Origin of the sequence: Sphingobacterium sp. UBA7625, from assembly GCF_002484085.1 — a bacterium.
GTDB lineage: Bacteria > Bacteroidota > Bacteroidia > Sphingobacteriales > Sphingobacteriaceae > Sphingobacterium > Sphingobacterium athyrii.
In genome coordinates this window covers 1-13,637 of record NZ_DLJD01000045.1, presented here as the reverse complement: position 1 = coordinate 13,637, position 13,637 = coordinate 1, and the positions used below count along the sequence as shown (strand labels likewise).

12 protein-coding genes are annotated in these 13,637 nt (G+C 39.2%); 4 read left to right on the top strand and 8 right to left on the bottom strand.

Features of this window, described 5'->3' with window-relative positions:
* Nucleotides 1-158: 158 nt before the first annotated feature.
* Nucleotides 159-2,435: a beta-glucosidase BglX gene (gene bglX / locus B4G94_RS18640; RefSeq protein WP_108633129.1), complete on the top strand. Its 2,277-nt coding sequence runs from the start codon at nucleotides 159-161 to the stop codon at nucleotides 2,433-2,435.
* Nucleotides 2,436-2,500: 65 nt separating this feature from the next.
* On the opposite strand, the gene B4G94_RS18635 is transcribed toward bglX, so the two are convergent.
* The 3 genes from B4G94_RS18635 to B4G94_RS18625 all read right to left on the bottom strand — a co-directional run bounded on the left by B4G94_RS18635 (nucleotide 2,501) and on the right by B4G94_RS18625 (nucleotide 5,490).
* Nucleotides 2,501-3,865 (bottom strand): sulfatase-like hydrolase/transferase, encoded by a 1,365-nt coding sequence (locus B4G94_RS18635; RefSeq protein WP_286860867.1) that lies wholly within the window; start codon nucleotides 3,863-3,865, stop codon nucleotides 2,501-2,503.
* A gap of 641 nt (nucleotides 3,866-4,506) precedes the next feature.
* Nucleotides 4,507-4,839, bottom strand: a complete 333-nt coding sequence (locus B4G94_RS18630; RefSeq protein WP_286860865.1) for a hypothetical protein — start codon at nucleotides 4,837-4,839, stop codon at nucleotides 4,507-4,509.
* Nucleotides 4,840-4,848: 9 nt separating this feature from the next.
* Nucleotides 4,849-5,490, bottom strand: coding sequence for a hypothetical protein (locus B4G94_RS18625; RefSeq protein ID WP_286860862.1), 642 nt, complete (start codon nucleotides 5,488-5,490; stop codon nucleotides 4,849-4,851).
* Nucleotides 5,491-5,740: 250 nt separating this feature from the next.
* Here B4G94_RS18625 and B4G94_RS18620 point away from each other — a divergent pair, with 250 nt between their 5' ends.
* Nucleotides 5,741-7,084: a cytochrome ubiquinol oxidase subunit I gene (locus B4G94_RS18620; protein ID WP_286860860.1), complete on the top strand. Its 1,344-nt coding sequence runs from the start codon at nucleotides 5,741-5,743 to the stop codon at nucleotides 7,082-7,084.
* 6 nt (nucleotides 7,085-7,090) lie between these two features.
* Nucleotides 7,091-8,167, top strand: coding sequence for a cytochrome d ubiquinol oxidase subunit II (gene cydB, locus B4G94_RS18615; protein ID WP_286860857.1), 1,077 nt, complete (start codon nucleotides 7,091-7,093; stop codon nucleotides 8,165-8,167).
* Nucleotides 8,168-8,184: 17 nt separating this feature from the next.
* Here cydB and B4G94_RS18610 read toward each other — a convergent pair whose 3' ends face one another.
* The 5 genes from B4G94_RS18610 to B4G94_RS18590 all read right to left on the bottom strand — a co-directional run bounded on the left by B4G94_RS18610 (nucleotide 8,185) and on the right by B4G94_RS18590 (nucleotide 12,768).
* Nucleotides 8,185-8,808: a response regulator transcription factor gene (locus tag B4G94_RS18610; RefSeq protein ID WP_286860854.1), complete on the bottom strand. Its 624-nt coding sequence runs from the start codon at nucleotides 8,806-8,808 to the stop codon at nucleotides 8,185-8,187.
* Between the two features lie 14 nt (nucleotides 8,809-8,822).
* Nucleotides 8,823-10,769, bottom strand: coding sequence for a sensor histidine kinase (locus tag B4G94_RS18605; RefSeq protein ID WP_286860851.1), 1,947 nt, complete (start codon nucleotides 10,767-10,769; stop codon nucleotides 8,823-8,825).
* Between the two features lie 255 nt (nucleotides 10,770-11,024).
* A complete protein-coding gene (locus B4G94_RS18600; RefSeq protein WP_108633121.1) occupies nucleotides 11,025-11,597 on the bottom strand; it encodes an NADPH-dependent FMN reductase in 573 nt (190 codons plus the stop codon).
* Nucleotides 11,598-11,604: 7 nt separating this feature from the next.
* Nucleotides 11,605-12,096, bottom strand: coding sequence for a DUF2480 family protein (locus B4G94_RS18595; RefSeq protein ID WP_165308181.1), 492 nt, complete (start codon nucleotides 12,094-12,096; stop codon nucleotides 11,605-11,607).
* A 45-nt stretch (nucleotides 12,097-12,141) separates the two neighbouring features.
* Entirely contained in the window at nucleotides 12,142-12,768 is a 627-nt protein-coding gene (locus tag B4G94_RS18590) for a superoxide dismutase (protein ID WP_108633119.1), read from the bottom strand.
* 227 nt (nucleotides 12,769-12,995) lie between these two features.
* Between B4G94_RS18590 and B4G94_RS18585 the strand changes: the two genes are divergently transcribed.
* Entirely contained in the window at nucleotides 12,996-13,592 is a 597-nt protein-coding gene (locus B4G94_RS18585; protein ID WP_286860847.1) for a helix-turn-helix transcriptional regulator, read from the top strand.
* Nucleotides 13,593-13,637: the final 45 nt, after the last annotated feature.

Here is a 13,637-nt window from a genome sequence, read left to right as displayed (position 1 = left end):
TAATCTGTCACACGTTGAAAATGGTTCCCTCCACGAAAATATAAAATTGTCAACAAGAAGCTCTTAGTCAACACAAGCTTATTTTATAAAATCAGCAACTAAATCGGGTGTTATGCACTCAATTAAAACATTTAGTTCATAACGTACAAAAAAATACAATGAAAAAAGTAGTAGGAACATTCCTTCTTGCATTTCTTGCTTGGCATGTGAGTCCAGCACAGTCAAATCAAAAAATGGATGAGTTCATTAACCAGCTTATGGCCAAGATGACAGTCGAAGAAAAGATCGGGCAGCTAAATCTTGTTACCGGCGGCGAGGCGACAACAGGAACAACGGTTTCCACAGACGTGGACGCTAAAATTCGAAATGGCCAGATTGGTGGTATCTTTAGTATGAGTACGCCATCCAAAATTCGCAAGACCCAGGAAATTGCAATCAAGCAGTCTAGGCTAAAGATTCCAATTATCTTCGGTATGGATGTCATACATGGCTATCGCACTGTTTTCCCTATTCCTTTGGGCCTTGCGGCGACATGGGATATGGGTTTAATTCAACAATCTGCCCGCATAGCGGCAGAAGAAGCGACAGCAGATGGCATTAACTGGGCTTTTTCGCCGATGGTGGATATTTCCAGAGACCCGAGATGGGGACGTATCTCCGAGGGTGCTGGTGAAGATACTTACCTAAGCTCAAAAGTAGCTGAGGCTATCGTCCAAGGCTTCCAGGGGGATAATTTAGCAGCACACAACACAATGATGGCCTGTGTCAAACATTTTGCACTCTATGGCGCAGCAGAAAGCGGACGGGACTATAATAGCACGGACATGAGCCTCCATCGCATGTACAATGAATATCTACCACCTTACAAAGCAGCTATAGATGCCGGAGCTGGCAGTATAATGACCTCCTTTAACGATATTAATGGCGTACCCGCATCAGCCAACAAATGGTTGATGACCGATGTGCTACGCAAGCAATGGGGTTTTAAAGGCTTAGTTGTAACAGATTATACGGCTGTCAATGAACTAACAGCGCACGGCCTCGGCGATCTACAACAGGTTTCGGCATTAAGTCTGAACGCTGGTGTTGATATGGATATGGTAGGTGAAGGTTTTCTCACAACACTGAAAAAATCGCTTGACGAAGGCAAGGTTAAACTCGCTGATATCGACAGAGCTTGCCGTTTTGTGTTGGAAGCAAAATATAAATTGGGGCTATTCGAAGATCCATACCGTTATTGTAATGATCAGCGTGCGAAAACTGTGATAGGTTCGGCTGCAAATCATGCCAAGGCAAGAGAAATTGCCGCTAAATCATTCGTTTTGCTGAAAAATGAAAATCAGATTCTTCCGTTAAAAAAAACGGGCACAGTTGCCGTCATTGGCCCTTTAGCCAATTCAGGAGCTAATATGCCGGGTACCTGGAGCGTGAGTGCAGAATTAGAGAAAACAGCATCATTAGTAGAAGGAATGAAGGCGGTGCTGGGTAATAAAGTAAACATCCTGACACATCTTGGAACGAATCTGCTGGAAGATCCTACCTACCAAAAGCATGCGACAATGTTTGGGCGTACAATAGTAAGAGATCCTCGGAAAGAAGAAGAAATTATCGCAGATGCCGTAAAAGTTGCTCAACAATCAGATGTTGTTGTTGCCGCACTCGGAGAATCTTCAGAAATGTCCGGAGAAAGCTCAAGCCGCTCCGAGCTGGACATACCTAAAAATCAACAAAACCTTTTAAAAGCATTATTATCAACAGGAAAACCAATTGTGCTCGTATTATTTACAGGGAGACCGCTAACGCTTACTTGGGAAGATGCCCATGTTCCGGCGATCTTAAATGTTTGGTTCGGCGGCTCGGAAACGGGAAAGGCTGTTGCTGATGTCTTATATGGAGATGTTGTTCCTTCAGGAAAGATTACAGCGACTTTTCCGCGCAATGTTGGTCAGATCCCAATCTATTATGCACATAAAAATACAGGAAGACCTTATGGAAACTCCGGGGATTTTGAAAAGTTTAAATCAAACTATTTAGATGTTAGCAATTCCCCACTCTACCCTTTCGGTTATGGATTGAGTTATACGACCTTTGCTTATGGAGAGATTCATCTGGATAAAAACACATTGGACAACGATGGCACCATTCAAGCACGTATTGATATTAGCAATACAGGTAACTACGACGCAGAGGAGACCGTTCAATTATATATTCAGGACTTAGTTGGTTCTGTCACCCGTCCGGTTAAAGAATTAAAAGGTTTTCAAAAAATATTTTTGAAGAAAGGCGAAGTCAGGTCAGTTAAATTTGATATTCAACTCAAAGATCTCAAGTTCTTTAATAATGATCTTAATTATGTTGCTGAACCCGGGGATTTTAAAATTTACATTGGTCCCAATAGTCGAGATGTTAAAGAAGTTTCCTTCAAACTGCTTTAAGCTAAAGCAAAAAAAGCGACACCTTTTTCAAAAGGTGTCGCTTTTTTTAAAATTTGATTCATCTTTTACTTCATATTTCCATCAAAGCCCTCGAACAAGGTTCGAAGTTCTTGCGCTATCTCCGGATAATCCATTATGATATTCGTTCTTTCGCTCGGATCCCATGCAATATTATGTAATTCTTCTACCGCATCATAAGGTTTTCCAGATATCTGGTTGACACCAGCTGGTATACGCCTATATTTCCAATCTCCCGACCGGACAGCTTCTACATGGCCGTAGTTTACCAAAAATATCGGGCGATGTGGTGTTTTTAGATCTTTCGCTTTACCATTTAGTAAGGCATCTATCGCCTGACCGTCGATGGATTTTTTTGGGAGAGGGGCCCCTGTCCATTTTGCTATCGTTGGCAACAGATCCAAATTACTGATCGCTTGTCTAATTACCTTACCTTCCTGTGCATATCCTTTTCCGTACACGATGAATGGAACACGGACCCCACCTTCAGTAGTTTCAGCTTTCGATCCTTTAAATACACCGGCTGTCCCCGCATGCCAGTTTTTGGTCGCATGGTCGTCCGACATCCTTGAAGGATATGCAATCCAAGGACCGTTATCACTGGAGAAAATCAAAATCGTATTATCCGCCAATCCTTTTTTCACTACGGTCTTCCAGAGCTCGGCAAAATTATGATCTAACTCACGCATGATTGCGCCCAATGGTCCTGCATTCTGCTGATCAACAAACTTATTCTTTTTGTTGGCAAAAGCCAATGGTAAATGAGGAAAATTATGCGCATAATACAAAAAGAAAGGATGATCTTTATCCTGGTTTTCTATAAAACTCACCGTTTCCTTATGATATAATGTACTTAAATCTGAATCATCAGGTGCTACAACCTCTGGCTTCCTATTTCTAAAAATTTTTATGACTGAATCTGTTTTTACATAAGGGTCTCGATAATCATGGCTATATAACATACCATAAAAAAAATCGAATCCTTGCTTATTGGGATGATGATACGCCTGTTTATCGCCAAGGTGCCACTTACCGATCAGACCTGTCCTATAACCTACTTTTTTTAGCAGCTCGGCAATGGTTTCTTCTTCATCAGGTAGTCCGAGATTTGATCCCGGACCAATTGGCGCCGGTAGATTATAACGAGAAGCATATCGGCCGGTCAGCAAAGATGCCCGAGAAGGGGTACAAGAGGGAGTTGACACCATAAAGTTTGTTGCCCGCACGCCTCTATTAGCGATAGAATCCAAAAAAGGGGTTGAAATATTTGGACTCCCATAGCAGCCGAGGTCACTATACCCTAAGTCATCTGTAAGAATCAGAATTATATTGGGCTTCTTATTTTGTGCATTAACAAATGTAGCGAAGAGAAACATGGTCATTGCCATGAAAAGTTTGGTATACCGTATCATGATAGCATTATTTAGTTGGAAACATTGTCACAATATAAGAAATTACCAATTTGGATTTTATGCTAAATTAGTATTTTGGTTAGTCTCATTTGAAAAATGGATGACGAGAACTATTTTTTGGTCAAAAACATGCTTTTCTAATGTTTTCTTCAATGATAATCTCAACATTATTATTTCGATCAATAATGTCAAAAACATCTAAATAGGATGTTATTCCTGAATACGAACAAGTGCCAACGCCAATCGAAAACTTGTTTCTATTTTGAAGACATTGAGGGAGGCGAGCGCCTCCCCTAATGTCAATTTGAGAAAAGATAAGGGAAATTTATCCTATAATACACATTCCCATTTTTCTTACAGAAGAGGATTTAGCCATTAAAGACTTTACAGTAATATTTATAAGGAATGTGATTTTACTAATGTTGATATAGTTCACCATGTATTAAAATTTTATTCTGCCAAGAAGACACCATTTTTTGTCTTTAATATCTTTGTTGTCTCCCACAAATATAAAAGATATTTCAATATAATCTACTAATTCTATAGATATTATTAAAAACACAGGCAAAATCCGATCCGCGATGAACAAAAAAAAGCTCATAATAAACTAATTATCAATGCTTTAAAAGTCTATTAAATATTTATTTGAGGGACTGCAGATAGCCTTTAATTAGCGTTATACCCTCCTCATGAAGTAGAGTGGTTCCTTTTTGAGGCATGTGCATCTCTCCCAATACCGACATTCGTCCAATAATTTTTGCCTGTTTAAGCCAAATTCCGGTTTCGTTAATCGGACTTTCGAATCTAAGATCCAGCATAGTCATATAGGCTGTTCCCATAGGGTTATGGCAATGTGCGCAATTCACCTCCAGATAGGCTCTTGCCCTATGCGCAGTAGATTGGTTCAGGTCATCGTAGCTGGGCAGCGAACCTAGTCTCAATGGTGGAATATCTATTATACCTCTAGCTTTCAAATATTCCAATTATTGGATTGTATCACGGTCCCGCAAGACTACCCGATTTAAATTTCTGATCTTGGGACCTATAGGTAATATGCGATCTCCCTGACGATGACAGGCAATACAATCTGTGCGGGAAGGAATAATATAATTTGTCTGCCTTTTTACGCTTTTACCATCTAAAAATAAAACGGGAACCGCTGCGCTGTCAGCTAGTAAGAACGCTTCATCTTGAGTCGAATTCCATTGATAGGTCGCTGCATTCCATTGCCCACTTTCGTTAATCAGGAGGCGCGTTTCCAACAATATTGATTTTGACTCTTGGGAAGTACCCCTTTTCGGGTAGAAAAAAGTTTTAGCAATAATGGTTCCGTCCGGAAAATTTGGCAATCCATGATCTGATGCCACAATTTTCTTTCCTTTTGGAAGGAAAATAACACGTTTTTTTTCGGCATAATCTGTAAATAATGCCGAAGCTAATTCGTAAGAAATACCTTGGTCATTTGGTACAAGATCGGCTATTTTCCCTTTAAACAATCCATAGTCGGATAATTTATCCCGAAATATGATATTATCCTTCGAAACTTTTCCCCTGGCCTTATTGTTGAGCACAATAAAAAGTATAGGTATCAGCAAAATACCCATTAAAATTATCGCTTTTTTCATGTCTCCGATGTTTCTCTTCCCTTTTGCTATTTTCCATTATTTGGACGAAGATAAGACAAAAAAACAGACTTATTAAAAAGGGTATTTTATCTGGTCGATCGCTGATCTATTTTCTGTTATGGATACAAGTTAACGACAGTTAATTTATTCGACAATATTGCATTTTATCAAAAAAAATAAAGCGAATTAAGAGGCCGGCACGACAAAAAAATGGTTATATTTAAATGTCATTAACCAAAACTTCGGATCCATGGAAGACATGATTCTTTATAATCGGCTTCAATTTGCCTTTACAATCACATTCCACTATTTATTTCCCCAATTGACCATGGGATTATCATTGATGATTGTCTATTTCAAATGGAAATTTCTACAAACTCACAATGAAGATTACAACAATGCTTCAAAATTCTGGATGAAGATCTTTGCACTCAATTTTACCATGGGTGTTGTGACAGGTATACCCATGGAATTTCAATTTGGCACAAATTGGGCAAAATTCTCTGAACTTACAGGGGGGATCATTGGACAGACCTTAGCAATGGAAGGTATGTTTTCATTTTTCCTGGAGTCTTCCTTTTTGGGAATGTTTCTCTTCGGAGAAAAATTACTTGGTCACAAGCTACACTTTCTCTCCGGTTTGATGGTATTCATTGGGTCTTGGGCCAGTGGATTTCTAATTATTGCCACGCATTCCTGGATGCAGCACCCTGTAGGTTATGAAATTCTCGAAAATGGCAAGTTTGTGCTGAACAATTTCAGTTCTTTATTTAGCAATCCATGGTTATGGCCTTCTTATCTCCACAATCAAGCTGGATCTTTGGTTACAAGTTCTTTTTTTGTTGCCTCTATCGGAGCTTTCTACCTCCTCAGCGACAGACATAGCAAATTTGGAAAGATATTCGTAAAAAGCGGCGTTATCTTTGGCGCCATTTCATCCGTTATGCTCGCATTCCCAACAGGCGACCTTGCCGCCAAAAATGTTGTTAAATACCAACCTGCTGCATTTGCGGCCATGGAAGGAATCTTTAAAACAGAGAAGGGAGGATCTGAGATTGTCCTTATCGGCCAACCTGATATGGAAAACAAAAAACTTGACAATAAAATTGCTGTCCCAAATGTCCTAAGTTTTCTTACCTACCAACGCTGGGATGCTGAAATAAAAGGGCTAAACGAGTTCGACGGCTCATTACATCCCACAAATGTTCCTGGGCTCTATTATAGCTATCACATCATGGTTGGTTTAGGGACAATATTCATTGGAATCATGGTATTGGGTAGCTTTTTACTTTGGCGAAATAAGTTGTATCAGACCAAATGGTTACTGTGGATTATTATGTTTATGATCCCTTTTCCCTATATCGCCAATACGGCAGGCTGGTATACATCCGAACTAGGACGACAACCTTGGTTGGTCTACAATCTGATGCGTATGGTAGATGGTGTATCGCCCACGGTATCTTCTGGTAATACGTTATTTACCTTATTGGGATTTGTCGGACTCTATATTCTTTTGGGATTGTTGTTCCTTATGTTAGTATTGAAAATTATTCGAAAAGGCCCCGAGCCTCATACTCCTATCGCTTTAAACTAATTTGTCATGGAAATATTCTGGTTTGTTGTATTAACTTTCATGTTGGGTATCTATGTAGTCCTCGACGGTTATGATTTTGGAGCGGGAATTGTGCATTTATTTTTTGCTAAAACCGAACAGGAGAAGAAGGCTGTAACAAATGCAATCGGTCCATTTTGGGATGCAAATGAAGTTTGGCTGATCGCATCGGGTGGAGTTTTATTCTTTGCTTTTCCCACACTTTATGCGTCATCTTTCAGTGGATTCTATCTCCCTCTCATGCTGGTATTATGGTTACTGATCTTTAGGGCAATAAGTCTTGAACTGAGAGGTCAAGTGCATCATAGGCTTTGGGAAGCCTTGTGGGACAAAGCTTTTGGTCTGGCGAGCCTGCTTCTTGCGCTTTTTTTTGGAGCCGCTTTAGGCAATGTGGTCCGCGGAGTTAACCTTGGCATGGTCGAAAATGGCGTATCTACTCAGGAACCGCATTATTTCTTCCTGGCACTCTGGAATCCCACCTTTGATCCTCTGGCCGAACATCAAGGCATTATTGACTGGTTTACGGTAATATTAGGTTTAGTGGCAGTCGTAACGCTGACAATCCATGGTGCTGGATGGGTCATATTAAAAACATCCAGTACTTTAAATCAACGGCTTAAAAATATCATATTTAAACTGAATTTCGTATTACTTGCATTGGTCCTCCTATCGGCTTATGTCTGGCATTATGTAAAACCGATATCCCTGAATAATCTGCAAAATCATTATTGGCTTTGGATCTTCCCATTGATCGCAACTATTGGCTTATTTGGACAGTTTTGGATCAGAACATTCAAAAAAGATGGCATCGGTTTTCTCTTCTCAGCGCTATTTATACTAGGAAGTTTTGCGACGACAGTAGCCTCCATGTTTCCTACCCTACTTCCTTCGACCAATACTATAAACCCATCACTGACCATACAGAATGCTGCTGCACATGAATATGGGCTCGCTGTAGGTTTAGGATGGTTTATTTTTGCGGCAATTTTGGTAGTCGCTTATTTTATCATCCAATTTCGAGTCTTTAAAGGAAAATTAGATGATGTAGGTTATGGTGAACATTAAAACAATTATATGACGTTTTAAAGACCTAATAATTTGTGCTTCAAGGCAAGTTGCACCAATTCGACCATATTTTTCACCTTAAATTTTGTCAAGAGATTGCGTCGATGTGTTTCTATCGTAACGGGACTTAAAAACAGCTTCTCCGCAATCTGATTGCTGGTATGGCCATTGGATATCATAATTAAAATCTCCTTTTCCCTTTGTGTTAAACGAGGAAGAGATTCCATAGAAGATATTGCCCCAACATAAAGCGCCCTCGCACTATCGCAGAGCGCTTCTTGTCCATTTAATGCAAGCTCTACACAACGAAGGAATTCTCCGTTAGACACATCTTTTAATATGTAACCTTTTCCCCCATTTCGCATAAACTGAAAAATAAGATTACGATCTGCCAGATTACTCAGTGCAATAACCGGAATCATGGGAAACAGCTTCTTCACTTGCAAACAGACGTCCAATCCGCTGGTATTCACAAGCTGCATATCCATAAGCACCAAATCTACACTTGTACAATCCAAAAATTCGATCAATGATACTTCCTCCAGAAATGAATATACTTTATACCCGTTTTGGTTATTGAGAAAAGACGTTACGCCTTCCAATAATAAAGGATGGTCATCCAATATGGCAATAATTTTCATACATTAGTTTTTAACTAAACACTTACTCCTACTTCAATTTGGGTACCAGATCCAATTTTACTCTGCATATCAATAGATCCATTAATCCATTTAATTCTCTTTACCATATTATTTAATCCCATTCCATAATTTGCGACGGAAGAATCAAACCCTTTTCCATTGTCTTCTATCAAAATCTGCAATATCCCCTGTGATTTACTTACCTGAACAATAATGAGGTCTGCATCTGCATATTTCAATGCGTTTGAGATCGCCTCCTGGACAATCCGATATATTGCCAATCCTTTTTGGAAGTCCAGGCGCACTTCGTCCTCATAATTTTCAAATTGGATCTGAACCTTACTATTTCTCATCGAAAGACACAATTGTTCCAATGCTGCTATCAGACCAAATTGCCGTAATGACTCGGGCATCAGATTATGCGATATCCGTCGAACTTCGCCCAAAATATCGTTCAGTTTGTGAGGTAATTCATCCGTCAAATTGAATTCATCAGTCTGCCCTCCAGCGATCTTAAACTTTAATCCTGTCAACATTCCGCCAATACTATCGTGCAAATCCTGTGCGATACGCTGCCGTTCCTGCTCTTCAGCTTTGAGCATGGACTCGGAAATTTGCAACTGCTTTTCCTTTGCCAATTTCTCTAAAGCAATCTCATGGTTCATCTGGATCTGTCCATTCAGTTTCCGTTGTTTTTTATAGGAAAATGTAACAAATAAAACAACGATAAAAAGTAAAATAGCAATACCTAAAACAAGCAAGATCTTTAATTGATTGCGATCTTTTTCTGCACGTAGATTTAAAATCAATTTTTCTTTTTCTACGGTTTTGTATTTAGCCTCCATTTCGTTCATCTTCTCCAAAAGCTGTACCTTCTGTATACTATCAGAGAGCTTACTCGCCACATTGGACATCTTAAGTGCTTCTTTATAATCCCCCATGAGTTCATTGACCGCTGCCAATTGACCATAAACAATTTTACTGTTGTAAAGATCGCGTGTCAACAATCCATTTTTTATAATTTCCTCCAATGGCAGTTTCGCTTCAGCATATTTTTTTTGCATCAAATAGACATTAAACTTTCTAAACAGCATCATCTGGTAGGATTTCCAATTGTTCATTTTCTTCGACCAGTCCAAACCAATATCCAGCATTCGTAACGCTTCATCCGTCTGTTGTTTCGTCGTAAAATAGAGCGCTTCATTGTAATAGTAATTGGGTAGCTGAGAAGAGTTTGGATTCTTACCTAAAAGGAGCTTAGCTTTATCCAATAGCAATCGAGCCTCTTTTGATTTTACCTGATAACAATATGTACTAACGGCATTTAAATAGGCTACCAGTAATGCTGTGCTCGCTGGTTGTTGTTCAAGCTGTTTGATCGCCATCTGATGATACTCATCTGCTTTTACCAATTGATTGGATGACATAAAGGTCATACCGATCATCGTATTTATCGCACCTTCCATGAGGGGATCGTGTGCTTTGGCATATGGCAGACATTTACCATTGAGTATATCCAAAAAATCAGCAAACCCTTTTTTCGGAAATCGAATTAAGCCCAGATTATACCAAGCTTTGGCTAAGAGCTGCTGCTGAAAGGGCTGCTTGGCATTCCCCAGGATATCCACGCATTTTTGGGCTTCAACCTCTGCACGCTCACTATCTAAAAATTGGCCATAGAAGAAGCTTTTATAAAGTGCCCCCATGGCCTGAAGGCTTTTGAATGGTTTGGCCATCTGCTCCCCCCGCCGCATATTTTCCCAGAATCTCGCTGTATCACGAAACCTGTAGTAATCCGCCAAATAAAAGTACTGTAGTGTTTTTACGCTGTCATCTGAAGTTGATTTCAACAGCATTTCGGCATCAGCCCGATATTTCTCCTCATTTAAGGGCAGAAAACCCTGCGCTTTTGTCGTCTGTACAGCAAAACACATCGCACAGCATACAATTAACTTTAACAAAACCCGACATTGTAAGCCCATTTAATCAGATACCTTATATAACATGAACAATAAAAACAGTTTATTGCATTTTTAGCGAGATGCGCCTCGTTAAATGTGTGATTCTGGAAAATTCGGTGGACACGAACTCTTCGACACATGGTCCTTCAAAACTAAGCAATTTTAAAAATATATAAAGCACCTCGATAGTGATCAAGGTGCTTTATATTCTCCGACGCAGCAATTATCTAAACTGCTTTTATCAAAATAAAATTTTTATGAACGTCCCGATAATGTTTCAAACACTGCCGTTCTAGTTGTTGCGATATTAATCAACAGGTCTAATTTACATTGATACGTTGAAGAAAGCTTCCTTGAACTAGAGGTTTCAAATAGTCCACTTTTAACAATAGGCACGCTAAAAGGCAGGGTCCATGCCCGTAATGATTTTGCTATCGTATCCATTGCGTTGATCCCTTGTAAAGCCTGCACCCCATCTGCCCAGCAAACCAGCCCAATATTTTTATCCGTAAGATATGCCGGACTATTTTTTGCGCTTATCTCCAGCCAATCCAAACAGTTTTTCATTACACCAGGGATACTTCCGTGATATAAAGGAGATAGCCAAAAATGTACATCTGCCTCTAAAAAAAGATTATTCATAATCTTTACACTATTCGGTATCCTGCTAAGACTACTATCAAAAAGTGGAATACCACTATCAGCCAGATTAAACACGCTGTTCGCTATCCCAAGCTGATTCAGTTGTTCAGCGAAATAATCAGATAATATACCCGAAGTAGATTCTTGTCTCCGCTCCAAAGCTCCATTAAATATTAATGCTTTCATGATTTCTTTATGTTCTTTTAAAAATAACCTTTGGCATACCGATTTCCCCGTACATCAATGTTTTGACAATCGGAATTAAACGTGAAGTAGCCAATATATAAAGTGATTCAGGCATATTTGGTCGCGCCCTTATAACAACTTTTTGATCCCGATACAAGGAAAGATCCGCAAGCTTCAAATGCTGTGTCCATAACTCCAGTTCCATTGTTTCCACACTTTTAAAATCATAATATACTACGTCAGGATGGAATTTTTCGGCTAACGCCATATATACCCAAGGTGGAATAATTGCGTCAACGGAACAAGTAAATGCGACTGCTTTGCCCATAAAAGGCTTCAGGTCCAACGCAGCCAGGGAAGCCTTAAATTCCTTTTCGCGGACAATCATTTCTTGGTAAAAGAGTATTTTGATGTCAAATTCTATAATTTCAACTATATTTTTGAAATCAATGAGATCAAACGCCAATATACCCGAATTTTCAACCTTATTTACAAACATGTTATTTTATAATTAGTATATCCGCTTAATTGAATGTTCAAGGTTTTAAATCAATTTATCGATCACTTCTTCGTACTGCTTTTCGACGGCAGACCAATCTAAGACAGACCAAAACGCATCCAAATAGTCTGCTCTTTTATTCTGATATTTCAAATAATAGGCATGTTCCCATACATCAACACCCAAGATAGGCACACCCCTACTCGTCAATTGGGTATCCATCAAAGGATTATCCTGATTGGGCGTCGCTACTACATCCAAAGTACCATTGTATTTAATATAAAGCCAAGACCATCCAGAACCAAATTGTCCGAGTCCTGCGTTTTTTATCCTTGTTTTCAACTCATCTAAGGAACCAAAAGTTGCATCTATTTCCTTTGCTAACTTTCCAGTAGGTACTGTTTTCGGTGTTGCAGATAAAATTTGCCAAAACAAGGAATGATTGTAGTGCCCTCCGGCATTGTTGCGAATAGCTGGGCTATATTGGCTCACCTCCGCCAGGATATCCTGCAATTCAATAACTTCAGCACCTGTACCGACTACGGCTTTATTTAAATTATCAACATAGGCCTGATGATGTTTTTGATGATGAATCGTCATTGTCTCCTGATCAAAATAAGGTTCAAGTGCCCCATAGGCATATGATAAATCTGGTAATTGAAATTTGCTCATGTTATTTTAGTTTTATTGTTTTAATAATGAATCAAAACTAACTAATAGACATTAATAAAACAACCAAATAGTTGTTTTATTAATGTCATAAAATTTATCCTCTGCTAGACAAAAACTTTAATACTATTGATTATAGCAACAATTTAAAAAATAGTATCTTTGTTCAGAAAACATTAAAACAACTTTTTAATTGTCAAATGCAGAAGGCTCCAGCAGATAGAATATTAATGTTATTAAAAATGCGAGGCGAGGTTACGGCTGCGCTTATTGCGGCAGAGTTGGGTATTACAAAAGAGGGCGCCCGCAAACACCTGCTCAATCTTGCTAATCAGGACCTAATAGAATCTTATGCGAGAAGTGAAGGCATAGGCCGACCATCCACCTATTATTGCCTTTCACCATTAGGGCTTGCAAAATTTCCAGATAGTCATGCTGACATTACTGTACAACTCCTGCAATCCATTAAACAGGTGCTTGGTGAGAATGCCTTGGATCTATTGATCACCGACCGCGAGTCAAAAGTATATCAGAAATATATGAATGCCATATCTGATACCAGATCTATCGAAAAAAAACTTGATATTATCGCTACCAAGAGAACGGAAGAAGGATATATGGCAGAATGGAAAAAAGAAGCCGAATCTTATCTCCTCATTGAAAATCACTGTCCCATATGTGCCGCAGCAACTGAATGTCAAGGTTTTTGTCGTTCAGAACTTCGCAATTTTCAACAGCTTATCGGCCCATCATATTCGATCAGCAGAATAGAATACATTATCGAAAATGGTTCCCGTTGCACTTACCGCATAACGGAAAGAAAATAATGTAACTTTTTCAGTCGCATCCTACAGGGCTAACGCATTAAAAAT

Coding starts and splice junctions, on each gene's coding strand:
- B4G94_RS18590 (WP_108633119.1), bottom strand. CDS start 12,768: ATGAGCAAATTTCAATTACCAGATTTATCATATGCCTATGGGGCACTT.
- B4G94_RS18625 (WP_286860862.1), bottom strand. CDS start 5,490: ATGAAAAAAGCGATAATTTTAATGGGTATTTTGCTGATACCTATACTT.
- B4G94_RS18595 (WP_165308181.1), bottom strand. CDS start 12,096: ATGTTTGTAAATAAGGTTGAAAATTCGGGTATATTGGCGTTTGATCTC.
- B4G94_RS18620 (WP_286860860.1), top strand. CDS start 5,741: ATGGAAGACATGATTCTTTATAATCGGCTTCAATTTGCCTTTACAATC.
- B4G94_RS18600 (WP_108633121.1), bottom strand. CDS start 11,597: ATGAAAGCATTAATATTTAATGGAGCTTTGGAGCGGAGACAAGAATCT.
- bglX (WP_108633129.1), top strand. CDS start 159: ATGAAAAAAGTAGTAGGAACATTCCTTCTTGCATTTCTTGCTTGGCAT.
- B4G94_RS18610 (WP_286860854.1), bottom strand. CDS start 8,808: ATGAAAATTATTGCCATATTGGATGACCATCCTTTATTATTGGAAGGC.
- B4G94_RS18585 (WP_286860847.1), top strand. CDS start 12,996: ATGTTATTAAAAATGCGAGGCGAGGTTACGGCTGCGCTTATTGCGGCA.
- cydB (WP_286860857.1), top strand. CDS start 7,091: ATGGAAATATTCTGGTTTGTTGTATTAACTTTCATGTTGGGTATCTAT.
- B4G94_RS18635 (WP_286860867.1), bottom strand. CDS start 3,865: ATGATACGGTATACCAAACTTTTCATGGCAATGACCATGTTTCTCTTC.